The 22,662-nt window shown below is 64.6% G+C and carries 21 protein-coding genes; 9 read left to right on the top strand and 12 right to left on the bottom strand.

Annotated elements, in window-relative coordinates; genetic code table 11:
- Positions 1–425 precede the first annotated feature (425 nt).
- Positions 426–857, top strand: coding sequence for an ImmA/IrrE family metallo-endopeptidase (locus ACOHX0_RS03220; protein WP_420675206.1), 432 nt, complete (start codon positions 426–428; stop codon positions 855–857).
- A gap of 159 nt (positions 858–1,016) precedes the next feature.
- Entirely contained in the window at positions 1,017–1,925 is a 909-nt protein-coding gene (locus tag ACOHX0_RS03215; protein ID WP_420675205.1) for a beta family protein, read from the top strand.
- Between the two features lie 558 nt (positions 1,926–2,483).
- Here the strand turns inward: ACOHX0_RS03215 and gyrB are convergent.
- A complete protein-coding gene (gene gyrB / locus ACOHX0_RS03210) occupies positions 2,484–4,901 on the bottom strand; it encodes a DNA topoisomerase (ATP-hydrolyzing) subunit B (protein ID WP_420675204.1) in 2,418 nt (805 codons plus the stop codon).
- Positions 4,902–4,986: 85 nt separating this feature from the next.
- Complete coding sequence (locus ACOHX0_RS03205) at positions 4,987–5,595, bottom strand: NAD(P)H-dependent oxidoreductase (protein ID WP_420675203.1); 609 nt, start codon at positions 5,593–5,595, stop codon at positions 4,987–4,989.
- A 108-nt stretch (positions 5,596–5,703) separates the two neighbouring features.
- Between ACOHX0_RS03205 and ACOHX0_RS03200 the strand changes: the two genes are divergently transcribed.
- On the top strand, positions 5,704–6,309 hold the full coding sequence (locus tag ACOHX0_RS03200) for a TetR/AcrR family transcriptional regulator (RefSeq protein WP_420675202.1): 606 nt from the start codon (positions 5,704–5,706) through the stop codon (positions 6,307–6,309).
- Here the strand turns inward: ACOHX0_RS03200 and ACOHX0_RS03195 are convergent.
- The 7 genes from ACOHX0_RS03195 to mutM all read right to left on the bottom strand — a co-directional run bounded on the left by ACOHX0_RS03195 (position 6,306) and on the right by mutM (position 13,659).
- Entirely contained in the window at positions 6,306–6,926 is a 621-nt protein-coding gene (locus tag ACOHX0_RS03195) for a LysE family translocator (protein ID WP_420675201.1), read from the bottom strand. The two genes, ACOHX0_RS03200 and ACOHX0_RS03195, sit on opposite strands and share 4 nt — an antisense overlap.
- The gene (recF, locus tag ACOHX0_RS03190; RefSeq protein ID WP_420675219.1) at positions 6,923–8,020 is read right to left on the bottom strand and encodes a DNA replication/repair protein RecF; all 1,098 of its coding nucleotides are present in this window, start codon (positions 8,018–8,020) and stop codon (positions 6,923–6,925) included. The genes ACOHX0_RS03195 and recF overlap by 4 nt, the downstream gene beginning before the upstream one ends.
- Before the next feature lie 63 nt (positions 8,021–8,083).
- Positions 8,084–9,205 carry a DNA polymerase III subunit beta gene (gene dnaN / locus ACOHX0_RS03185; RefSeq protein WP_420675200.1) on the bottom strand — a complete coding sequence of 374 codons (1,122 nt, stop codon included), beginning with the start codon at positions 9,203–9,205 and terminating at the stop codon, positions 8,084–8,086.
- 278 nt (positions 9,206–9,483) lie between these two features.
- Positions 9,484–10,899 carry a chromosomal replication initiator protein DnaA gene (dnaA, locus tag ACOHX0_RS03180; protein WP_420675199.1) on the bottom strand — a complete coding sequence of 472 codons (1,416 nt, stop codon included), beginning with the start codon at positions 10,897–10,899 and terminating at the stop codon, positions 9,484–9,486.
- Positions 10,900–11,453: 554 nt separating this feature from the next.
- On the bottom strand, positions 11,454–11,717 hold the full coding sequence (gene rpsT, locus ACOHX0_RS03175; RefSeq protein WP_420675198.1) for a 30S ribosomal protein S20: 264 nt from the start codon (positions 11,715–11,717) through the stop codon (positions 11,454–11,456).
- Positions 11,718–11,967: 250 nt separating this feature from the next.
- Positions 11,968–12,744 carry an enoyl-CoA hydratase gene (locus tag ACOHX0_RS03170; protein WP_420675197.1) on the bottom strand — a complete coding sequence of 259 codons (777 nt, stop codon included), beginning with the start codon at positions 12,742–12,744 and terminating at the stop codon, positions 11,968–11,970.
- A gap of 63 nt (positions 12,745–12,807) precedes the next feature.
- The gene (gene mutM, locus ACOHX0_RS03165; RefSeq protein ID WP_420675196.1) at positions 12,808–13,659 is read right to left on the bottom strand and encodes a bifunctional DNA-formamidopyrimidine glycosylase/DNA-(apurinic or apyrimidinic site) lyase; all 852 of its coding nucleotides are present in this window, start codon (positions 13,657–13,659) and stop codon (positions 12,808–12,810) included.
- Between the two features lie 112 nt (positions 13,660–13,771).
- Between mutM and ubiE the strand changes: the two genes are divergently transcribed.
- Positions 13,772–14,524 carry a bifunctional demethylmenaquinone methyltransferase/2-methoxy-6-polyprenyl-1,4-benzoquinol methylase UbiE gene (ubiE, locus tag ACOHX0_RS03160; protein WP_420675195.1) on the top strand — a complete coding sequence of 251 codons (753 nt, stop codon included), beginning with the start codon at positions 13,772–13,774 and terminating at the stop codon, positions 14,522–14,524.
- A gap of 3 nt (positions 14,525–14,527) precedes the next feature.
- Positions 14,528–16,057, top strand: a complete 1,530-nt coding sequence (ubiB, locus tag ACOHX0_RS03155; protein ID WP_420675194.1) for a 2-polyprenylphenol 6-hydroxylase — start codon at positions 14,528–14,530, stop codon at positions 16,055–16,057.
- 205 nt (positions 16,058–16,262) lie between these two features.
- Here ubiB and ACOHX0_RS03150 read toward each other — a convergent pair whose 3' ends face one another.
- Positions 16,263–17,438, bottom strand: coding sequence for an acetyl-CoA C-acyltransferase family protein (locus ACOHX0_RS03150; RefSeq protein WP_420675193.1), 1,176 nt, complete (start codon positions 17,436–17,438; stop codon positions 16,263–16,265).
- Between the two features lie 204 nt (positions 17,439–17,642).
- Here ACOHX0_RS03150 and ACOHX0_RS03145 point away from each other — a divergent pair, with 204 nt between their 5' ends.
- Positions 17,643–18,209 carry a helix-turn-helix domain-containing protein gene (locus ACOHX0_RS03145; protein WP_420675192.1) on the top strand — a complete coding sequence of 189 codons (567 nt, stop codon included), beginning with the start codon at positions 17,643–17,645 and terminating at the stop codon, positions 18,207–18,209.
- Between the two features lie 93 nt (positions 18,210–18,302).
- On the opposite strand, the gene ACOHX0_RS03140 is transcribed toward ACOHX0_RS03145, so the two are convergent.
- On the bottom strand, positions 18,303–18,698 hold the full coding sequence (locus ACOHX0_RS03140; RefSeq protein WP_420675191.1) for a VOC family protein: 396 nt from the start codon (positions 18,696–18,698) through the stop codon (positions 18,303–18,305).
- A gap of 177 nt (positions 18,699–18,875) precedes the next feature.
- Here ACOHX0_RS03140 and ACOHX0_RS03135 point away from each other — a divergent pair, with 177 nt between their 5' ends.
- Positions 18,876–20,078, top strand: coding sequence for a glycine C-acetyltransferase (locus tag ACOHX0_RS03135; protein WP_420675190.1), 1,203 nt, complete (start codon positions 18,876–18,878; stop codon positions 20,076–20,078).
- Positions 20,079–20,092: 14 nt separating this feature from the next.
- On the top strand, positions 20,093–21,121 hold the full coding sequence (gene tdh / locus ACOHX0_RS03130; RefSeq protein WP_420675218.1) for an L-threonine 3-dehydrogenase: 1,029 nt from the start codon (positions 20,093–20,095) through the stop codon (positions 21,119–21,121).
- A gap of 185 nt (positions 21,122–21,306) precedes the next feature.
- On the opposite strand, the gene ACOHX0_RS03125 is transcribed toward tdh, so the two are convergent.
- Positions 21,307–22,035: a metallophosphoesterase family protein gene (locus tag ACOHX0_RS03125; RefSeq protein WP_420675189.1), complete on the bottom strand. Its 729-nt coding sequence runs from the start codon at positions 22,033–22,035 to the stop codon at positions 21,307–21,309.
- A 226-nt stretch (positions 22,036–22,261) separates the two neighbouring features.
- Between ACOHX0_RS03125 and ACOHX0_RS03120 the strand changes: the two genes are divergently transcribed.
- Positions 22,262–22,654, top strand: a complete 393-nt coding sequence (locus ACOHX0_RS03120) for a hypothetical protein (RefSeq protein WP_420675188.1) — start codon at positions 22,262–22,264, stop codon at positions 22,652–22,654.
- Positions 22,655–22,662 lie beyond the last annotated feature (8 nt).

The raw sequence follows: 22,662 nt of genomic DNA, 5'->3' as shown, positions 1-22,662 counted from the left end.
GCCAAGAGGCTGCAAGACCGGAAAGGCTTCAAGAAAGCTGCTGTCGCGGCATCCCGAAAACTCGCCGTCGTCATGATGTGCATCTGGCGCGACGGGACAGTTTTCGAACCGGAAAAGGAGGCCATCACCTGACAGCCAACTGAGACCCCGCCCACAAGAGACAGGGCGGGTTCAGCGTCCTTCGGGACGGCGGCGGATCAAGCCAGTCATAAGCGGTTGAAGGGGCACGTTGCTCACTTCGCGAATGACATTCTGGCTGGTCAGCTCCCGGACGCCATCAGGAAGCGGAAACACCGACTTCGTAGAGAACCAGGACCCCGAACGGCAATAGAACCCGCACTTGACGATCCCGCAAACAGAGAACCCGGGAATGGCGAAAAGTTTCGGAAGAAGAAAGGGCTATTATTAAGCCGTTTCTTGAGGAGGTGCCGGTCCGCATTGCCGCGATCGCCCGGGCATTGGGTCTGGAAGTGAAATCTGCGACCCTCAGGCCACGTATTTCCGGGCAAATTCAGCCTTCCGCAGATAGCCCATCTGGCTACCGTATTCGTGTCAACCGACATGAAGCCAAGACCCGCCAGCGGTTTACTATCGCGCACGAGATCGCTCACTATCTTCTTCACCGTGACTTCATCGGTGATGGGATCGAGGACACGATCCTCTACAGGTCTACGCTTTCGGACCCAAGAAAGGCCGAGGCGAACCGTATGGCTGCCCAACTTCTTATGCCGGAGTCGAGCATACTCAAGGCTTTGCGCCGTCATGGCGGACGTGCTACCACTAAAGTTGCGGCGATTATGGCGGAAGAATTTAATGTGTCTGAGGCCGCAATAGGTATCCGGATAGGATTGCGTTAATTGTCAGTAGACATTCGACAAACAGCATATGTCCCCACTATTTTTCTAAGGGGATCGGAGTTGCAGGCGGTGGCGGAGCTTGACGACGCTTCCAAAGATTTGCTTACACCGATCTTTTGCCTAAAACCTTGGGCCACGGCATAAGCTCTTTCTCGGTCAATGGACAGAATACACGAGGTCTATCCAGATCGGCCCTACTTTTTGGATATTGACCCGTTTTATGACAAGGAGGCGAAACGACCAGCCCAGCACGATTATTATGCCCTCATTGAAGACGAGACTAAACAGTCCTGGGTCGAGTTCTTCGATGAATATCCAAATGCCTTCCCGTGCATTCAGGTAAACCGAGCAGACAGCGCAGCCATCCAAAACCAGATTGATGGGTTCACAGCCCGCGAGAAAATATTCTTGGTTCGACTGGACCATGGAAATGGTCGGGGCTTCAGTGATGTGATTCACACAGTATGCAACGTCGGACATTCAAACTTCGGGTTCGTCCTCGACGCGGGCTGGTCACGAGATCTACTGAGCCGCACCAACTGGATTGATGGCTTGGTGAAGCAGATCGTCGATCTTCGCGGCGACGATATTCCGATCATTGTTACAGGAAGTAGTTTCCCAGATAGTTTTACTGAGTATTCGCTTGGCGACGAAGTTGAGGTCGCCGAACGTCTACTCTTTTCACAACTCCAGCGTGCGAACAACCGAGCTCGACTGATCTACGGCGATTGGGCGAGCAGCCGTTCGCCATCAGAGGGTGGCGGCGGTGCGGTCATTCCACCAGGGATCGACCTTGCGACAGAACGCTCTTGGGAGATTTACCGAAGTGAAGACGATGCCCCGGAATTTAGCGACCTCGCCCAAGAGGTCATGGCCAGTCCCAACTATCCGACCGGTCTCGCAATTTGGGCCACCTATATGATCGCATCCACTGCACTGGGTGATCCAAATGGGATTACCACCCTGCGCCGCGCGACGGCAGTGCGTATCAACATGCATCTATATAGACAGTTGAACTTTGGACGATTCGAGCCCGCTCCCGATACGGACGACGATTATCAAGAGTAAAGCATCCGTGTTTTTGTCGATTAAGCTGAAATGCATCGCACAGCCGTAGTAAGGCTGGTCTCGCCTCGCATCATCGAAGACTGTTGGCTGGTTGCTTTAATTGGCCTTACCATTGGCCTTGAACGCCACCGCTAAGATCGTGCGAGCATACATGAAAGCTTTTTCGCGGCCTCGCTTTCGCACAAGGTGATAGGAGGTTATCCTCGTTAGCCTCCAAGGGCTTCCGCAGGTGCAGCGTATGTCGGCAAAGTCTGTAAAGTCTTATTTTGTGCAAAGTGCGGTGTACGGTCGCCTCCACTCAGCACGGACAGCCCGACTTGCCGATACGCAGCTTCGGAGATCATTGGTGGGCAATGAAGCCCTCAACCCAAGTTACCAGTCGAGATCTAAACCGCCGTCGTTGCGCTAAGGATATGTCCGCCTACAAGGATTTCCAGCAGCCGCTCGCGCATCTGCAAAGGTAACCAACTGTCTTTATTAGAAATTCTTCTTGATTTGCGCATTCGGGCGCGAAAAAATATGCGCGCCGCGAATAAATATGCGCTCACCTACACCCGATCAGAAGTCCAGGTTCTCCACGCTCAGCGCGTTTTTCTGGATGAACTCGCGGCGCGGCTCCACCACGTCGCCCATCAGCTTGGTGAAGAGATCGTCGGCCTCAACCATGTCGTCGATGCGCACCTGCAGAAGCGTGCGTGCGTCGGGGTCCAGCGTGGTCTCCCAGAGCTGATCCGGGTTCATCTCGCCGAGGCCCTTGTAGCGCTGCAGCGAAAGGCCCTTCTCGCCTTCCTCCAGGATCGCCTGCAACAGGCCGAGCGGCCCGTGGATCGCCTGGCGGCGGTCACGGCGGACCAGGGTCGCGGGGGCGCCGTAGATGTCCTGCAGGCTCTTGGTGAAGCTGCCGGTCTTGCGCGCCTCGCCGGAGCGCAGCATCGGGCCGTCGAGCGTGCGCACTTCCTCGACGCCACGCAGGATGCGGGCGAGGCGGATGCCGTGGTCCTGGGTGATCCGGCCGTGCCAGCCGCGCTCATATTCCAGCGCGATCTGGTCGAGACGCTGCGCCACCTGGTCGGCGACGCCCTGCAGGTCGGCATCCACCGCGCCGGGCACAAAGGCGCCGGCCACCGCCGCCTGCTCCAGGATGTGGCGCGGATAGTGGGTCGGGAAGGCGTCGAGCACGCGCTTCAGCTGGCGCGCCTCATCCACCACCCGGGCCAGATCCTGGCCGATAATCTCCTCACCGCTGCCCAGCTGCAGCACCGCGCCGTCGACACCCTGGTGGATCAGGTAGTCGTCCAGCGCCGCCTGGTCCTTCAGGTAGACCTCCGACTTGCCGCGGGCCACCTTGTAGAGCGGCGGCTGCGCGATATAGAGATACCCGCCCTCGATCAGCTCCGGCATCTGCCGGTAGAAGAAGGTCAACAGCAGCGTGCGGATATGGGCGCCGTCGACGTCGGCGTCGGTCATGATGACGATCTTGTGGTAACGCAGCTTGGAGATGTCGAACTCGTCCCGCCCGATACCGGTGCCAAGCGCCATCACCAGGTTGCCGATCTCCTGGCTGCCCAGCATCCGGTCAAAGCGCGCGCGCTCCACGTTCAGGATCTTGCCGCGCAGGGGCAGGATCGCCTGGGTCATCCGGTCGCGTCCGGTCTGCGCCGAGCCGCCGGCCGAGTCGCCCTCGACCAGGAACAACTCGGATTTGGTGGCATCCTTTTCCGAGCAGTCCTTGAGCTTGCCTGCCAGGAAGTTCACATCCATGGCGGTCTTGCGCCGGGTCAGCTCGCGCGCCTTGCGCGCCGCCTCGCGGGCCAGCGCGGCCTCGATGATCTTGCCGACAATCTGCTTGGCCTCGTTCGGGTTCTCCTCGAACCACTCGGAGAGCTTCTCGCCCACCAGGCTCTCGACCACCGGGCGCACTTCCGACGACACCAGCTTGTCCTTGGTCTGGCTGGAGAATTTCGGATCCGGCACCTTCACTGACAAGACGCAGGTCAGGCCCTCGCGGGCATCGTCGCCGGTGAAGGAGACCTTCTCCTTCTTGGCGATGCCGGTGGCCTGCGCGTAGTTGTTGATGGTCCGGGTCAGCGCGCCGCGGAAACCCGCCACATGGGTGCCGCCATCGCGCTGCGGGATGTTGTTGGTGAACGGCAGCACCGTCTCGTGGTAGCTGTCGTTCCACCACATGGCGATTTCGACGACGATCTCGTCCTTTTCACCGATGATGTAGACCGGCGCATCCATCACCGGCGCCTTGTGGCGGTCGAGGTATTTCACGAATTCCTTGACGCCGCCTTCATAGAACAGCTCCACCTCCAGCCGTTCCGCCGGGCGCTCGTCGATCAGGATGATACGCACGCCGGAGTTGAGGAAGGCCAGTTCGCGCAGGCGTTTTTCCAGCGTCTCGAAGACGTAATCCAGGTTCGAGAACGTGTCGGTCGAGGCCAGGAAGCGCACCTCGGTGCCGGTCTGATCGCCGCAGTCGCCGACAACCGTCAGATGCCTGGCGGTCTCGCCGCGCTCGAACCGGGCGACATGCTCCTTGCCGTTGCGCCAGATCCGCAGTTCCAGCCAGTCGGAGAGCGCGTTCACCACCGACACGCCGACCCCGTGCAGGCCGCCGGAGACCTTGTAGGAATTGCTGTCGAACTTGCCGCCGGCATGCAGCTGGGTCATGATCACCTCGGCCGCCGAGACGCCTTCTTCCTGGTGGATATCCACCGGGATGCCACGGCCGTTGTCGCTGACCGAGACCGAGTTGTCGGCGTGGATCTTCACCGTCACATGGTCGGCGTGGCCCGCCAGCGCCTCGTCGATGCCGTTGTCCACCACCTCATAGACCATATGGTGCAGGCCCGAGCCGTCATCGGTGTCCCCAATGTACATGCCGGGGCGCTTGCGAACAGCCTCCAAGCCTTTGAGAACCTTGATGGAATCCGCGCCATATTCTGCGGGAGCCTGCTCGTTTCCGGACATTCGCATCTTCCTGTCTTTGCTTCAGGATTTTATACGGTCTCCGGGGGGGATTGTCACGCGCAACCCCCCTTTTTTCTTGGCAGTTTCAGGCCGCTCTGGCGCCCAGGCCGGCGGCCTTCTGCAGCCAGCCGTCCACCTTCGCTCCGGCCGCGCCGGTAGCGGGCGCGAAGGAGGCGAAACGGGTCGGCCTGATGCCCACGAAACCGAGGATCTGGCGGCTGATGAAGGTCTTCACCGCGTTGCCGTAGAACAGCCTGAGCCACAGCGCCGGCGTGTCCGAGGTGAGCAGCACCCGCGCGGTCTTGCCGGTCAGCATCGGCGCGGGCAGCCCCATGAAATTGGTGTTCCGGGTGTCAAAGGCGCGGCCCGGCAGCAGCGCCCGGTCGAACACGCCTTTGAGCTTGGCAGGCACCGCCCCCCACCACAGCGGCGTCGCCAGAACCACGTGGTCAGCCCATTCCAGATCGGCGAGGAAAGCCGCAAGGTCCGGCTCCAGCGGCTTGGGGTTCTCGTAGCCGCCCTGGCCGTAGTCCATGTCGAACCGCATCTGCGAAATGTCGTGGCTGCGCACCGCGTGCCCCTGCGCCTCGGCGGCCTCCCGGTAAGCCGCGCAGAGCGACTTCGACAGCGAGCTTTCGCCCGGATGGCCGTTCAGGATGATGATCTTGCGGGCTGGTGCATTTCGGGGGGACATGGCAGGCTCCGTGAGTTAAATTGACCCTGGTCACTTTATTGAATCAAAAATGACCGCGGTCAACTTAAAAAGTGACCGCGGTCAATAACGGCTACGTGAGGCATCAAAATGACACGCGCTCCCCAGAAACGGCGGCTGGAAACCCGGGCCAGACTGCTGGACGCCGCCGCCGCCATCGTTGTGGAGCAGGGCTATTCCGGCCTGCGGGCCGAGGATGTGGCAGCCCGGGCAAGTGCTGCCAAGGGCACGCTGTTTGCCCATTTCGGTGACAAGGACGGGTTGCTCGCGGTGCTGATCGGCGCCGAGGTAACGCAGATTTTGGAGGCGATGGAGGAGGCCGGCGCACCGGAGAACATCGAGGCGCTGACCGAACGCCTGGCGCCGCATCTCGACTACGTGGCGCAGGACCGGGTAATTTTCGATCTGCTGCTGCGTTACTCCGGCACCACCGCGGCCGAAGCCGACGCGGTGGTGGCGCAGAGCTTCCTGGGCCAGGTCACGCTGCTCACCACCTGGCTGGAGACGATGCAAGCCGCGGGCACGGTACGCAGGGACCAGCCGGCCGGACTGCTGGCCGAAGGGGTGCAGGGGTTCCTCAACCACGTTCTGGCGCTGAGCTTCTGCCTCGCGCATGAAGACACGCCCGAGCCCGCCGCCGCACTTGCGCCCTATCTCACCGCCTGGCTGGCTCCGCCCGCTGCCGGGACGCGCTAAAAGAAGGGGATCGCCAGGCCGACGGCGATCAGCAGCACCCCGGAGACCAGATTGATCCGCCGCAGGATGCGCGGCGAGGTGATCGCGCGGCGGGCGTGATGCACCATGCCCGCAAGCGCAAGATTGCCCGCCAAGGGCACCAGGAAGGACAGCACCACGATCGCTGCCACGTCGCGCCAGCTGACGCCGCCCAGGTCGAAGAACCCCGGCAGAACCCCCATGTAGAACAGGATCGCCTTGGGATTGCCCAGGATCGCTGCCACACCGGCGATGAAGCCCGCCCAGATGCCGGGCCGGGTCAGGGCGCGGTTCTCCTGCACGCCGTCGCCTGCGTGACGGATCAGCAGCCCGCCCATGCCAAGAAACATCAGGCAGGCGACCCAGCGCAGAAGCGCCATCAGCCCGTCCACCTCCGAAACGATCCAGGACATGCCCGCTACCGCGACCAGCGGCCACAGAATGTCACCGCAGGCCACCCCCACCGCGAGCGGCCAGGCGGCAGGAAATCCGCCCGAGACCGAGCGCGCCATCATCGCAAGCCAGACCGGCCCGGGCGTCAGAAACAGGATGAACAGCGCCCCCGCATAAAGCGCCAGATCCCAGGGAGTTACCGTCATGCCTCGATCACCTCCGACAGCCCGTCCGTCTCGCGGACTTCCAGCATCTGGGCGCGGGAGCCCAGTTCGGCAAAAAGCTCCGGCCCCGTGCCCGTCATCCAGGCCTGCGCCCCCAGCGCGCAGATCTCGTTGTAAAGCGCCGCCCGGCGGCCCGCATCCAGATGCGCCGCCACCTCGTCGAGCAGCAGCATCGGCGGCGCGCCCTCCCGCTCCGCCAGCGCCCGCGCATTGGCGAGGATCAGCGAAACCAGAAGCGCCTTCTGCTCGCCGGTGGAACAGTCTTTTGCCGCGATGCCCTTGGCACGGTAGGTGCCGATCAGATCGGTGCGGTGCGGCCCCGTGAGGGTGCGCCCCGCCGCCAGGTCGCGAAAGCGGCTTTCGGCCAGCACCTCTCGGAAATCGGCCTCGGTGGCGGGCATGCTGCCTTCGGACTGGATCAGCTCCAGCTCGGCGGCGGGAAAGGCGGTCTCCGCCCCGGCCTGGGCCAGCTGCAACAGTTCCACCGCCTGCACCCTGGCCGCATGCACCCGGTGGCCTGCTTCTGCCATGCGGCCCTCCAGCACCCGGTACCAGGCCGGATCGCGGACCTGGTCCTTCAGCAGCCGGTTGCGCTCGCGCATCGCCTTCTCGTAGCCGAGCGAGGCTTCGGCATGGCCCGGCTCGAAGCTGAGTGCAATGCGGTCGAGGAACCTCCGCCGCCCCTCCGCCGCCTCGATCCACAGCCGGTCCATCGCCGGGATCAGCCAGACCACCCGCGCGATCTGCCCCAGCGCCACCTGGCTCGCCGCCTTGTTGTCGATCCGGACCTGCCGCGCGTTGCCGGCCTCGGACCAGGTCTCCACCTCATAGGCCTGCGAGGGCGCGCGCAGCTCACCCCTCAGCTTCCAGCCCAAAGCGCCCGGCTGCCGCGCCATTTCCGCCGCGCTGGCCCGGCGCAGGCCCCGCCCCGGCGAGAACAGCGACACCGCTTCCAGGATATTGGTCTTGCCCGCGCCATTGGCGCCGTGGATCGCCACCGGACGGCCGTCCAAACGCAATTCCGCCCGCAGATGCGAGCGGAAATGCAGAAGCGTCAAGGCGGTCAGGGCCAGCACGTCAGGCGTCCCCATGTCATCTTGCTAAAAATACTCGCGCCGCAGGCCGCGCCGTCAGGCGCGTCAGACCCGCATCGGCATCACGACGTAGACGGCGCTGTCATCACTGCCTTCGCGCATCAGGGTCGGATCGCCCGAGGAGTTGAACATGAAGACCGCATTTTCGCGGTCGACCTGATTGGCGATCTCCAGCAGGTACTTGGCGTTGAAGCCGATCTCCAGCCGCTCGTCGCTGTAGGCCACCGCAAGCTCCTCCTCGGCGGCGCCGCTGTCGGGCGCGTTCACCGACAGGATCAGACGGTCGTCTTCCAGCTGCAGCTTGACCGCTCGCGAGCGCTCCGAAGACACCGTCGCCACCCGGTCAACGGCTTGGGCGAACTCGGCGGCATCCACCTCCAGGCGGCGGGTGTTGCCGGCCGGGATCACCCGCGTGTAATCGGGGAAGGTGCCGTCGATCACCTTGGAGGTCAGGGTGATGTTCGGGGTCGCAAAGCGCACCTTGGTTTCCGAGACCGAGACCGCGATGTCCATATCGTCGTCGTCCAAGAGCTTGCGCAGCTCGCCCACGGTCTTGCGCGGCACGATCACGCCGGGCATGTCCTCGGCGCCCACCGGCAGCCCCGCGTCAATCCGGGCCAGGCGATGGCCGTCGGTGGCGACGCAGCGCAGCGCCTTGCCGCCCTCCGCAGCGTCGGTCACATGCATGTAGACGCCGTTCAGGTAATAGCGGGTCTCCTCGGTGGAGATGGCGAATTTCGACTTGTCGAACAGGCGGCGCAGCACCGCTGCCTTGGCCGCGAAGTTGGAGTGGTACTCGGCCGAGGCCATCACCGGGAAATCCTCGCGCGGCAGCGTCGCCAGCGAGAAATTCGACCGGCCCGCCTCCACCGTCAGCCGCCCGGTGGCGGCATCGGCGGTGAGGCTCACCAAAGCGCCGTCGGGCAGCTTGCGGACGATCTCGTGCAGGGTGGTGGCGGCAACGGTGGTGGCGCCGGCACGCTCCACCTGCGCGGGCGCGCGGTCAACCACCTCGATATCCAGATCGGTGGCGCGGAACTGGACGCTGTCGCCCTCGGCCTCGATCAGCACGTTGGCCAGGATCGGAATGGTGTTGCGGCGCTCGACCACAGACTGGGCCTGGGACACAGCCTTGAGAAGCGTGCCGCGTTCGATGCTGATCTTCATATCCGATGTCCTCTTCGTCTCGCCGCCGTCGCCTGCCGGGACAAGCAACCTATCTGTTCGCCCCTGCTATACAAGGCATTTTATGGATTTCTCCAAGGGAAATCCGGCAGCGTCAAGGGGCTCTGGCCGGGCGCGGGCCAGAACACCCGCAAACGTTGCGCAAGGGCACGGCGCACCGCAAGGCGACCGGAAGCCGAAACGCGAAACGGCCCCGCGCTGCGGAGCCGCTTTTCGCAAACCCGGGCTGGCCGGATGCGGGCGGAGGCAAGCGGAGGCGCTCAGGCCTCCAGCGACCGGCGCAGCATTTCGACGTCCTCGGCGATCTGGCCGTCAGTCATCTTCAGCTCCTCGATCCGCTTCACCCCATGCATCACCGTGGTGTGGTCGCGCCCGCCGAAGCGGCGGCCGATCTCGGGCAGCGAGCGGCTGGTCAGCTGCTTGCAGAGATACATCGCCACCTGCCGCGGCCGCGCGTAGGAGCGCAGGCGCTTGGGGCCGATGATGTCGGACATGCGGATATTGTAATACTCCGACACCTTGCGCTGGATCTCCTCGACGGTGATCTTGCGTTCGGAGGCGCGCAGCACATCGGCCAGGCAGTCCTGGGTCAGGTCCATGTCGATCTCGCGGCCAACCAGCGAGGCGAAGGCAAACAGCCGCGTCAGCGCCCCTTCCAGCACCCGCACGTTGGTCGAGATCCGGTGCGCCAGAAACTCCAGCACGCCATCGGCGATCTGCAGCTCGGGGTAGGTCTGGCGCTGCTGCTGCACCTTGGTCTGCAGGATGCCGAGACGCAGCTCGTAGTCGGTCGGGTGCAGATCCACCACCAGGCCGCACTGCAGGCGGGATTTCACCCGGTCCTCCAGGTCCTTGATCTCGCCGGGCGCGCGGTCGGCGGAGATGATGATCTGCTTGTTCTGATCAACCAGCGCGTTGAAGGTATGGAAAAATTCCTCCTGCGTGGAATCCTTGCCCGCAATGAATTGCACGTCATCCACCATCAGCACATCGACCGAGCGGAACAGGTGCTTGAAATCCATCATCTTGCGCTCGCGCAGAGCCTGCACGAAGCGGTACATGAACTGCTCCGCCGACAGGTACAGCACGTTCAGCGACGGGTTCTTCTCCTTCAGTTCCCAAGCGATGGCGTGCATCAGGTGGGTCTTGCCCAGGCCCACGCCGCCATAGAGCACCAGCGGGTTGAAGGTCACCGGGCCGCCTTCGGCGACACGGCGCGCTGCGGCATGAGCCAGCTCGTTCGGCTTGCCGACGACAAAGCTGTCGAAGGTGAATCGCGGGTCGAGTGGCGCCGCCTGCAGCGCCTCCAGCGTTTCCTTGGCAGCGGCCGCAACCGGACTCTGCCCATACCCCCCCGGGGCCGGGTCCACCACCTCGGCCGCGGCGGGGGCAGAAACCGCCTCCGCAGCTGCAGCCGCAGGCCGCGCCGGGCTGCCGGCGGCAACCTTGAAGGCAAGGCGCTGCACCGGATCGCCTGCCATGTTCAGCTCATGCAGGATCAGGTCGGCAAAGTTCTGGCTCACGTAGTTGCCCATGAAGTTCGTGGGCACGCGGAAGACAGCCACGCCGCCTTCCACCGTGTCGAATTCCAAGGGTTCGATCCAGGTGGTGAAATTGTTCTGCCCGACAGTCTTCAGCAGCCGCGTTCTCAGCTGCCCCCATTTCTCTTCAGTCATCCTGCGCCTCACGCATCCCCAAAAGCGGCGGCCTTATACCCCGGCCATTCGTGTCCCTTACCCCCCCAGCAGCTGGGGGTGGCGTTCACGCACAGGGATAACGTGTGCGGACCAGATACCTGGCCGCAGTGCCCGAGGGCTCTTCGTTCGGTCAGCAACACCCCGCACTCCGCCTGGATGGCGGTGCTGATGACACAAACCTTTGCACACATACTTGGACAGGGCTGCCGACCGTTAAAACGGCACAGCAGCAGCCTCCGGTCAGCACAGGAAAAACACACATACCTGCCTGTTCCGGACGACCTGGCAACCTTGATGTCCGTCAAGATTACCGCGAGCAGCCTGTCCCCCCAGCGAGTGAATCGCTAAAGAAGTAGTAGCAATTCGGGGGGGGAAGCGGCAACGAAACTATGATGTTGACTCTGGCTTTGGCGGCAAAGAATCTCCCCGTCCAGCAAGGCTGCTCCGAGGCTTTGCCCAAAAAACAAGGCGCTGCAAAATGCAGCGCCTTCTGGTGTTTTTTACCGGTCCGGAACGGCCCGGCGGGCGGGGCGTCAGCCCAGCGCCTTGACGCGGGCGGCCAGGCGCGAGATTTTCCGGGACGCGGTGTTCTTGTGGTACACACCTTTGGTCACGCCGCGCATCAGCTCGGGCTGCGCCGCACGCAGGGCAGTGGTTGCAGCGTCCTTGTCGCCGGAAGCGATAGCTTCCTCGACCTTGCGCAGATAGGTGCGGATGCGCGAACGGCGGGCTTTGTTGACGGCCGCGCGCTTTTCGTTCTGACGGGCGCGCTTCTTGGCCTGGGGCGTGTTTGCCATGGTGACTGACCTTATCTCGGGTTCTGTTTCTATCGGACGCAATGCCAGCCGAACCCGGGTCGGATCACCGGTGTGATTCTAGCCTGAGCGGGCTGCACGCGCATGTATGAGGGCGGCTTCTATCCAACTTGGCACCAGGTTGCAAGGGCGCCTGCCAGGCCCGGAATGGAAAACGGCGGGCCTGCCCGCCCGCCGTCCCGTCCGAGCTGCCGCGGCGCCGGGGCTGCCTCCCCCGCGGCGCGGCCAAATCTTACTTGTCGCGGAACTGCGCTTCGCGCTTTTCCAGGAAGGCGGCCATGCCTTCCTTCTGGTCTTCGGTGGCAAACATCGAGTGGAACACCCGGCGCTCGAACAGCAGGCCTTCGTTCAGCGGCAGCTCGTAGGAGCGGTTCACCGATTCCTTCACGGCCATTGCGGTCAGGAGCGATTTCTCGGCAATCTTCTGCGCCGCCGCAGTGGCTTCCTCGATCAGTTTCTTGGCCGCGACCACGCGCGACACCAGGCCCGCGCGCTCGGCTTCTTCGGCGTTCATGAAGCGGCCGGTCAGGTTCATGTCCATCGACTTGGACTTGCCGACGAAACGGGTCAGCCGCTGGGTGCCGCCGATGCCTGCCACAACGCCCAGGTTGATCTCCGGCTGGCCGAACTTGGCGGTGTCGGCGGCGATGATGAAATCGCACAGCATCGCCAGCTCGCAGCCGCCGCCCAGCGCATAACCCGCAACCGCGGCGATCACCGGCTTGCGGATCGCAGAAATCCGGTCGTTGGCATCGGCAAACAGGTTGGTGGAGAACACCTCGGTAAAGCTCATCTCCGACATCTCCTTGATGTCGGCGCCGGCGGCAAAAGCCTTTTCCGAGCCGGTCAGCACGATGCAGCGCACCTTGTCGCTGGCATCGGCCTCTTCAAGGGCCGCGCACAGCTCACCGATGAGTTCCTGGTTGAGCGCGTTCATCGCCTCTGGGCGGTTCAGTTTAATGAGGCAAACGTGGTCCTGCACATCGACGTTGATCGTCTCGTAGGCCATGATTTCTCTTTCGGTTGTTCCGTTCAGATCCGAGTCCTTACCAAATGCGGACGCCCGATCAAGTTATCTTTGGCACTTTACACAATAGAAGCTTGAACGTCCCGACTGGGTGATTCTGGCGATGGTTCCGCCGCAGTCCCGGCGCCGGCAAGGCGCGCCGCCGCGCCCGTAGACATCGAAACTGTGCTGGAAATACCCAAGTTCGCCAGAGGCTTGCCGGAAATCTTTAAGCGACGAGCCGCCCGCACCGATAGCGTCCTGCAGAACCTGCCGGATGATCGGCACAAGTGCGGCCACCCGCAGCGCGGCAATCTGCCCGGCCTTGCGCCGCGGCGAGATGCCGGCCCGGAACAGCGCCTCGCAGACGTAGATGTTACCAAGTCCCGCGATGATTCCCTGATCGAGTAATGCCGATTTCACAGGCGTGTTGCGTCCCTTGAAGGCCGCGATCAGGTGGTCTTCGTGGAAGTCGTTTCCCAGCGGTTCCGGGCCCAGCCCCGCCAGCAGCTTGTGACTCTCCGCCGTCGTGGTCTCCATCAGATCCATCGCCCCGAAGCGGCGCGGGTCGTTGAAGGTGATGCGGGCACCGTTGTCCATGTCCAGCACCACATGGTCGTGCTTTTCCGCCTGCGGATGCGCATGCGCAAACTGCCCCAGCGGGTCGCCCGAAACCGTCATCCGCCCGGACATGCCCAGGTGAATGAGCAGCGTCTCCCCGGTATCGAGATCGGCGAGGATGTATTTCGACCGCCGCCTGAGGGCATTCACCCGCGCGCCGGTCAGCCGTTCTGCCATGCGTTCGGGGAAGGGCCAGCGCAGGTCCGGCCGGTTCACCGCGGCGCGCGCGATCACCGCGCCTTCCATCGCCGGCGCCAAACCGCGCTTCACCGTCTCGACCTCGGGCAGTTCAGGCATTACATCGCTCCTGACGCGAAAGACATTCGGACCACTGGGACCGCAGGGGCAGCATTGTGCCCCGGCCTCAGCGCCCTATAACTGGGGCCAACCTTGGGAAACGGCAAGCCGCATGAGCGATAGATCAGACAAAACCACCCACTTCGGCTTCGATTCCGTGCCGGAGGGCGAGAAGGCCGGCCGCGTGCAGGGGGTCTTCAACTCGGTGGCCTCGAAATACGATATCATGAACGATGTGATGAGCGCCGGCATCCACCGGGTCTGGAAAGACGCGATGATGGACTGGCTGGCGCCGCGCCCGGGCCAGCGGCTGCTGGATGTGGCGGGCGGCACCGGCGACATTTCCTTCCGCTTTCTGCGCCGTGCAGGCCGCGGACATGCCACCGTGCTGGACCTCACCCGACCAATGCTGGAGGAAGGCCGCAAGCGCGCCGAAGCCGGGCAGATGGCGGACAGCCTCGACTGGGTCACCGGCGATGCGATGGCGCTGCCGTTCAAGGACAATACCTTCGACGTCTACACGATCTCCTTCGGCATCCGGAACGTGACACGCCCGCAGGAGGCTCTCAACGAGGCCTTCCGCGTGCTGAAGCCCGGCGGGCGCCTCATGGTTCTGGAGTTCTCGCAGCTGCCGAACGACGGGCTGCAGAAGCTCTATGACTTCTATTCCTTCAACGTGATTCCCCGCATGGGCCAGCTGATCACGGGCGACCGGGACAGCTACCAGTATCTGGTGGAATCGATCCGCAACTTCCCCGATCAGGATACCTTCCTGGGCATGATCCAGAAGGCCGGGTTCGGCAACGCCAAGTACCGCAACCTGTCGATGGGCATCGCCGCCCTGCATTCCGGCTGGAAGATCTGATCCATGCGCGGCCCCCACAACATCCTCCGCCTGGTCCGCACCGGCGCCACTTTCGAACGCACCGGCGCGATGCACTCGGTGCTCGAAGCGTTTGATGCGCCCAAGCCGGTGCGGGTGCTCGCCCGGCTCCTGGGCTGGCCGTTCAAATGGCTCGGCTACAAGGGCGACCCCTTGATGCCGCCGGAAACCCGCGCCCTGAACGCGCTGGGGCCTGCCTATATCAAGTTCGGCCAGGTGCTCTCGACCCGGCCCGACGTGGTCGGCAAGGATCTCGCCAACCAGCTCAGGGTGCTGCAGGACAAGCTGCCGCCGTTTTCCCGCGCCGAGGCGCTGGCCGAAGTCGAAAAGGAGCTGGGCCGCCCGGTCTCCGAGGTCTTCTCCGAGTTCAGCGACCCGATCGCCGCCGCCTCCATCGCCCAGGTGCACCGCGCCCGGCTGGCGGACACCGGCGAGGAGGTCGCCGTCAAGGTGCTGCGCCCGGGCATCGAGCGCGCCTTCAACCGCGACGTCGACGCCTTCTACTTCGCCGCCCGGATCGTCGACCTCTTTGCGCCCGGCGCCCGCCGCCTGAAGCCGATGGACGTGATCGAGCATTTCGACGGCGTGGTGCAGGGCGAGCTGGACCTGAGGCTGGAAAGCGCCGCGGCGTCTGAATTTGCCGCCAACACCGCGCAGGACGAAGGCTTCCAGCTGCCGGATATCCGCTGGAACTACTCCGCCCGCCGGGTGATGACGATGGGCTGGGCCGACGGGCTGCCGCTCGGCGACAACGACGCGCTGGACGCGGCCGGCCACGACCGCCGCCAGCTCGCGCAGCGGGTGCTGTCCCTGTTCCTGCGCCACGCGCTGCGCGACGGTTTCTTCCACGCCGATATGCATCAGGGCAACCTGAAGGTCGCCGCCAACGGCGACATCATCGCCTATGACTTCGGCATCATGGGCCATATCGACGAATACACCCGCCGGGTCTATGCCGAGATCCTCTATGGCTTCATCAAGCGCGACTACAAACGTGTGGCCGAAGTGCACTTCGAGGCGGGTTACGTGCCTGCCGACCGCGATGTCGATGCCTTCGCACGCGCCCTGCGCGCGGTCGGCGAGCCGATCTTCGGCATGGACGCCTCGCATATCTCGATGGGCCGGCTGCTGAACTACCTTTTCGAGGTAACCGAGCGCTTCGGCATGGAAACCCGCACCGAGCTCATCCTTTTGCAGCGCACCATGGTGGTGGTCGAGGGCGTTGCCCGCTCGCTCGATCCGCATATCAACATCTGGGAAACCGCACGCCCGGTGGTGGAGGACTACATCAAGAAATCCATCGGCCCGCGCGCGGTGGTCACCGATCTTGTCGACACCGCCAAGGTCATGGCCCGCTTCGGCCCGCGCCTGCCCGCCCTGGTGGAACAGGCGCTGATTGCCCAGGCCCAGGAAGGCCGCCGCAACCGCCTCGCGCCCGAAAGCTGGGCCCTGCCCGTGGTGCTTGGCGCGCTTGGCGGCGCAGGCCTCACCGCCGTGCTCACCCTGCTACTCTAGCGCGCCAGCCTTTTCTTCTGGCCCAAAATATCCCGGGGGTGAGGCCAAAGGCCGAGGGGGCAGCGCCCGCTCCCCTGCTTTGCGAGGATAAAACCGGCCCGCGTTGCCACGGTCCGGCCCATTCTTCCTCTTGCCCCAAATATCCTGGGGGTGAGCGCCATAGGCGCGAGGGGGCAAGGCCCCCTCACCTGAACATTGCCAGGCTTTACAGCCGCTCGATCGCCAGCGCGATGCCCTGGCCGCCGCCGATGCACATGGTGACCAGCGCTTTCGAGCCGCCAATGCGCTCCAGCTCGAACAGCGCCTTGAGGGTGATGATCGCCCCTGTCGCGCCAACAGGATGGCCCAGCGCGATGGCGCCGCCGTTGGGGTTCACGCGGGCCGGGTCCAGCCCCAGTTCCTTGTTCACCGCCAGCGCCTGGGAGGCAAAGGCCTCGTTCGACTCGATCACGTCGAAATCGCCTGCCGAAAGCCCGGTGCGCTCCAGCAGTTTGCGCACCGCAGGCACCGGGCCGATGCCCATGACCTCGGGGCGCACCCCTGCATGGGCATAGCCGAGGATGCGGGCCTTGGGCTTCAGCCCTGCGCGCTCCGCCGCCTCCGCCGTCGCCAGCACCATTGCCGCCGCGCCGTCGTTGATGCCGCTGGCATTGCCCGCGGTCACCCGGCCGTCCTTCTTGAACACCGCCTTGAGCCCCGCCAGCGCCTCCGGCGTGCTCGCCTTGGGGTGCTCGTCCACCTCGAAGGGCACCAGGTCGCGTTTTACCTTCACCTCGACCGGCGTGATCTGGCTCTTGAAATGCCCGGCCTCGATCGCCGCGGCGGCGCGGGTCTGGCTGGCCATGGCAAATGCGTCCATCTGCTCGCGGGTGATCTCGTGCTCGTCGGCGACATTCTCCGCCGTCACCCCCATGTGGCCGGTGCCGAAAGGGCAGTTCAGCGCGCCCAGCATCATGTCGAGCGACTTCACGTCCCCCATTTTCGCACCCCAGCGGCTCTGCTGGAGGATGTAGGGGCTGCGCGACATGTTCTCGGCGCCGCCCGCCAGCGCGAACTCGGCATCGCCCATCATAAGCGACTGAAACGACGAGATAATCGCCTGCACGCCCGAACCGCAGAGACGGTTCACGTTCATCGCCGGCACAGTCTCGGGGATGCCCGCCTGCATCGCCGCCGCGCGGCTCAGGTACATGTCGCGCGGCTCGGTGTTGATGATATGTCCGAATACCACATGACCGATCTGCTCCGGCGTCACGCCGGAGCGCTCCAGCGCCGCTTTCGACACAGTGGTGGCCAGGTCGATGGGCGCGGTATTGGCCAGCGCACCGCCGAAGGTGCCGATCGCGGTGCGGGCGCCGTCCAGGATCACGATATCGCTCATTTGTCTCTCTCCTCGTCAGATTTGGCGGCAGTATGCACCCGCAGCAAAAGCCTGTCTGCCGCTACGTGCCGTCACCGCCGCCCCCCGGGTACTCCCGGTGCAGCCCCCGTACACCCCCGGTACACCCCCTGTGCACCGCCGCGGCGCAGCGTTTCGGCGCGGGATCATTTGACAAATCCGCTCCGGCAGCGCAGAGATTCCGTCATGACGGAGACCCGAGACGATATCCTGACCCTGCTGCCCGCCCGCCTGAAGGAGGCGCGCCGTGCGCAGGGGCTGAGCCTGGAGGCGGTGGCCAACCTCTCCGGCGTCAGCCGTTCGATGGTGAGCCAGATCGAGCGCGGCGAAAGCTCCCCCACCATTGCAACGCTGTGGAACCTCACCCGCGCGCTGCAGGTGGATTTTGCCGGCCTCCTGGAAGCGGGCGACGCCCGGGACCGCATCGAGGTGCTGCGCGCCGCCGAAGTGCCCAAGATCGACAACATGGGCCAGGGCTGCCGCATCCGCATCCTGTCCCCGCCCGAGGAGGCCGGGGGCCACGAGGTCTACGACATCCGCTTCGAGCCCGGCGGGGCGCTGGTCAGCCAGCCCCACACCCGCGGCGCGCTGGAGCAGCTGACGGTGCTGGAGGGCGAGATCGCGGTGGCCTCCGGCACGGCGCGGGACCGGCTGCAGGCCGGCGACACCGCGCGCTATGCCGCAGACGTGGCGCATTCAATCACCGCGCCGGATGGGCCTGCGCGCGTGTTCCTGATCGTAAAGAACGCTTGAAGGACACGGAAAGGCGCTTCGAAGCGCCTTGCAAGGCCGTTGCAACGGCCTTGGGCGCCTGGACGGCGCCACAGCCGCCCCTCTGCCCGCCGTCTAATCCTTCTCCTGCCAAAGCTTGGGTTCCCACAGCTCCACCTTGTTGCCCTCCGGGTCCATGATCCAGGCGAAGCGGCCATTCTCAAAGGTCTCCGGACCTTTCTGGATGGGGATGCCCGCATCCGTCAGCCGCGCGATCATGCCGTCCATGTCGTCAACCCGGTAGTTGATCATGAAAGACGCCGTGCTGGGAGCAAACCAGTCGCCGTCCGCCTCCGCCGCGGCCCAGACCGTGAGGCCGCCGTCTTCGGCCGTGTCGTCCGGCCAGTTCAGGACAGCGCCGCCGAACTCCGCAAGCTCCAGCCCCAGGTGATCGCGGTACCACGCCGCGAGCGCTTTCGCATCCCCGCGCGCCTTGATGAAAACGCCGCCGATTCCTGTTACCCTCGCCATGGGTGCGCCCTCCCGCTGCCTGAGACGCGAGATAGCGCGGCGGCACGGAAGACCAAACGCGGGTATCTGGCGGCCCGTCCGGTTTCACGGATTTTTTTCCGGGATAGCGAATTCCTGTATTCCGGAAACTCGTCCGCTATGATAGAGGTGCGACTCGACACACGAGGGAGTTTGCTCATGTCCGATGCTTTTTTGACCGATATCTCCAACACGCTGGCCCAGATCGAGGCGGAAGGTCTCTACAAGCGCGAACGAATGATCACCTCCCCGCAGGGGGGCGAGATCTCCGTTCAGGATAGTGCCGGCGGGAACCGGCAGGTGATCAACCTCTGCGCCAACAACTATCTGGGCCTTGCCGATCACCCGGCGCTGATCAAAGCGGCGAAGGACGCGATGGAGCCCAAGGGTTTCGGCATGGCCTCGGTCCGTTTCATCTGTGGCACCCAGGACATTCACCGGGAGCTGGAAAGCCGCCTGGCGAAGTTCCTGAACAAGGATGACGCGATCCTGTTTGCCGCCTGTTTCGATGCCAACGGCGGGCTGTTCGAGCCGCTGCTGGGGCCGGAGGATGCGATCATTTCCGACAGCCTCAACCACGCGTCGATCATCGACGGGGTGCGGCTCTGCAAGGCGAAACGCTACCGCTATCTGAACAGCGACATGAATGACCTTGAGGCCTGGCTGAAGCAGGCGCGCGAGGACGGCGCGCGGCATATCATGATTGCGACCGATGGCGTCTTCTCGATGGACGGCTACCTGGCCAAGCTGCCGGAGATCCGGGCGCTTGCCGACAAGTATGACGCCGTGGTGATGGTGGATGACTGCCACGCCACCGGATTCATGGGGGCGACGGGTGCGGGCACGCCGGAGCATTTCGGGGTGGACGTGGATATCCTCACGGGGACCTTGGGCAAAGCACTTGGGGGGGCCATCGGCGGTTATATCGCCGGGCCGCAGCCAGTGATCGACCTGCTGCGGCAGCGGGCGCGGCCCTATCTGTTCTCCAATTCGCTGCCGCCCTCGATTGTTGCTGCCGGGCTGGAGGCGATCCGGCTGGTGGAGGAAGGGGACAGCCTGCGCGCGCAGCTGTTCGAGAATGCGCGCTACTGGCGCGAAGGGCTGGAGAAACTGGGCTTCGACCTGCTTCCGGGCGAGCATCCGATCATCCCGGTGATGCTGGGCGAGGCGCAGCTGGCGCAGGACATGGCGGCGCGGCTGTTTGACGAGGGCGTCTATGTCTCGGGCTTCTTCTTCCCGGTGGTGCCGCGCGGCCAGGCCCGCATCCGCACCCAGATGAACGCCGCACTCACGCGGGCCGAGCTGGACCGGGCGCTGGCTGCCTTCGGCAAGGTCGGAAAGGAATTGGGGATCGTGTCATGAGTCTGCCCAACACGATGAAGGCGCTGGAGAAATCCCACCCCCGCGAGGGGCTGTGGATGGTCCGCGCGCCGGTGCCGGAAATCGGCCCGGACGATGTGCTGATCAAGGTGAAGAAGACCGGCATCTGCGGCACCGACATTCACATCTGGAACTGGGACGAATGGGCCGCCCATACCGTCCCGGTGCCGATGATCACGGGGCATGAGTTCGCGGGCGAGATCGTCGAGGTGGGCCGCAACGTGGAGGATCTGAAGGTGGGCCAGCGCTGCTCGGGCGAAGGGCACCTGATCAAGACCGACTCGCGGCAGTCGCGGGCGGGAAAGTTTCACCTCGACCCCGGCACCCGGGGCATCGGGGTGAACGAGCAGGGCGCCTTTGCCGAATACCTGCGCCTGCCCGCCTTCAACGTAGTGCCGCTGCCGGATGACATTCCGGACGAGACCGGCGCCATCCTCGACCCCTTGGGAAACGCGGTGCATACCGCGCTCAGCTTCGATCTCCTGGGCGAGGACGTGCTGGTGACCGGCGCCGGGCCGATCGGCATCATGGCCGCCGCCGTGGCGCGCCACGCGGGCGCGCGCCACGTGGTGATCACCGACATCAACCCCGCGCGGCTGAAGCTCGCGGCCGAGGTGGTGCCCTCGGTGCGCCCGGTGAACGCGGCGGAGGAGGATCTGCGGGATGTGATCCAGGAACTCGGCATGAAGCAGGGCTTTGACGTCGGGCTGGAGATGTCGGGCTCGCAGGCGGCGCTCGACCAGATGGTGGAGGCGCTGGTGATGGGCGGGCGGATTGCTCTGTTGGGCATCCCGCCGGGCAAGTCGCCGGTGGACTGGAGCCGCATCGTCTTCAAGGCGATCACCATCAAGGGCGTCTATGGCCGGGAGATGTTCGAGACCTGGTACAAGATGATCGCCATGCTGCAGAACGGGCTCGACGTGAGCCGGGTGATCACCCACCGCTTTGCGGTGGAGGATTTTGCCGAAGGCTTTGCGGCGATGAAATCCGGCGGCAGCGGCAAGGTGGTGCTGGACTGGAGCTGACCGCCCCGGATCGTCCGTTTCCGCAAGCACGGAGTGAGGGGGCTTTGCCCCTTCGCGCCACTGGCGCTCACCCTCTGGATATTATTGGGCAAGAGGAAGCGGGCGGGCTTCGGGGGCGCTGCCCCCGCGCGCCCTGCGGGCGCGCTCCCCCGGGATATTTTTCAGCCAGAAGAAGGACCGGGGGCTCAGGGCGTGAGCGGCTCGCGGCCAGTTCTGGTGAGGCGCCAGACTTTGCCCTCCTCGAAAACCGCGGCGGTGAGCGGGCGGCCGAAACCCGCGCCGCTGTCGAGATTCACCCGGTTGCCATAGTGGCGGGGCTCCTGCAGCGCGGTATGGCCGTGCACGATCAGTTTGGGGTGCGGGCCGCGGTGATCCAGGAACTCCTGGCGGATCCATAACAGGTCGTCCTCGCTCTGCTGGTGCAATGCGGCACCGGGCCGGATGCCCGCATGCGCAAAGGCGATGTCCTCGGTTTCCCATATGGCGGGCAGTCCGCGCAGAAAAGCGGCGTGTGCCGTCGGCACCGCGTCCGCGGCGCGGGCATGAAGCTCTGACAGACGGGTGCGGTCAGGGAATGTCAGACCGTAGCTGGCCAGGGTGTCCCGGCCGCCGATCCGGTCGTGCAGCCAATGGTAGCCGATCAGCAGATAGGGGTCGTGGCGGGGAATGTCCTCAAGGAACCACTCGAACATCCGGTCGTGATTGCCCTTGAGGCAGATCCAATTGCGCCCTTCGGCCTGCCCCTGCTGCAAGAGCCCGATCACGCCGCGGCTGTCCGGGCCGCGGTCGACGTAGTCTCCGAGAAACACAATCTGCGCATCCCGGCCGCCATCGGCCTCGATCAGCGCAAGCGCCGCCTCGAGCATCGCGTGCTGGCCGTGGATGTCTCCGATTGCATAGAGCGGGGTGGTCATGCGGTGTCTCCGAATTTGCCTCTCCTGTTTGTGCCTGATGCGGACGGCAGTGGAAAGAGCGGCTCTGGATCGCGCCGCGCCGGGCCCAGTGCCCTGGCGGCGGCTGCGGGCGCCGGGGGGAGCGGTTTTACGCCAAATTCGAGTTCAGGGCGTGTATCCTGACAGCGTGGCCGGGCTGGCGCCGGGGCGGCCAGTCCGCGGTCACGGAAATCAGGGAGGAACAGTGATGACGGGTCTCAGCCGGGTATTCATGAGCATAGCCATCCTGTCGGCGCTGGCCGGCATGGTCTGGGGCATTCAGATGGCGGCCAGCAAGGACCATCTGCTGGCGCCGGGGCATGGGCATCTGAACCTCCTGGGCTGGGTGAGCTGCGCGATCTTTGCGTTCTACTACCACCTTGTACCGGAAGCCGAAGCGGGGCTGCTGCCGCGGCTGCATCTGGGCTGTGCGGTGCTGGCGCTGCTGCTGCTGGTGCCGGGCATTCCGCTTGCCATCCTCGGGCGCACCGAGGCGCTGGCGCAGGCGGGGTCGCTGATCGCGCTGGTGTCCATGCTGCTGTTTGCCGCCGTGGTCTGGCGGGGCCGCCGGGCGGCGGGCGCGGCGGCGCTGCGGGGCTGAGCCGGCAA

Source organism: Cribrihabitans pelagius (assembly GCF_048820915.1).
Taxonomy (GTDB): Bacteria; Pseudomonadota; Alphaproteobacteria; order Rhodobacterales; family Rhodobacteraceae; genus Cribrihabitans_A; species Cribrihabitans_A pelagius.
The sequence above is the reverse complement of the archived record's forward strand: the minus strand, read 5'-3'. Positions and strand labels throughout refer to the sequence as shown.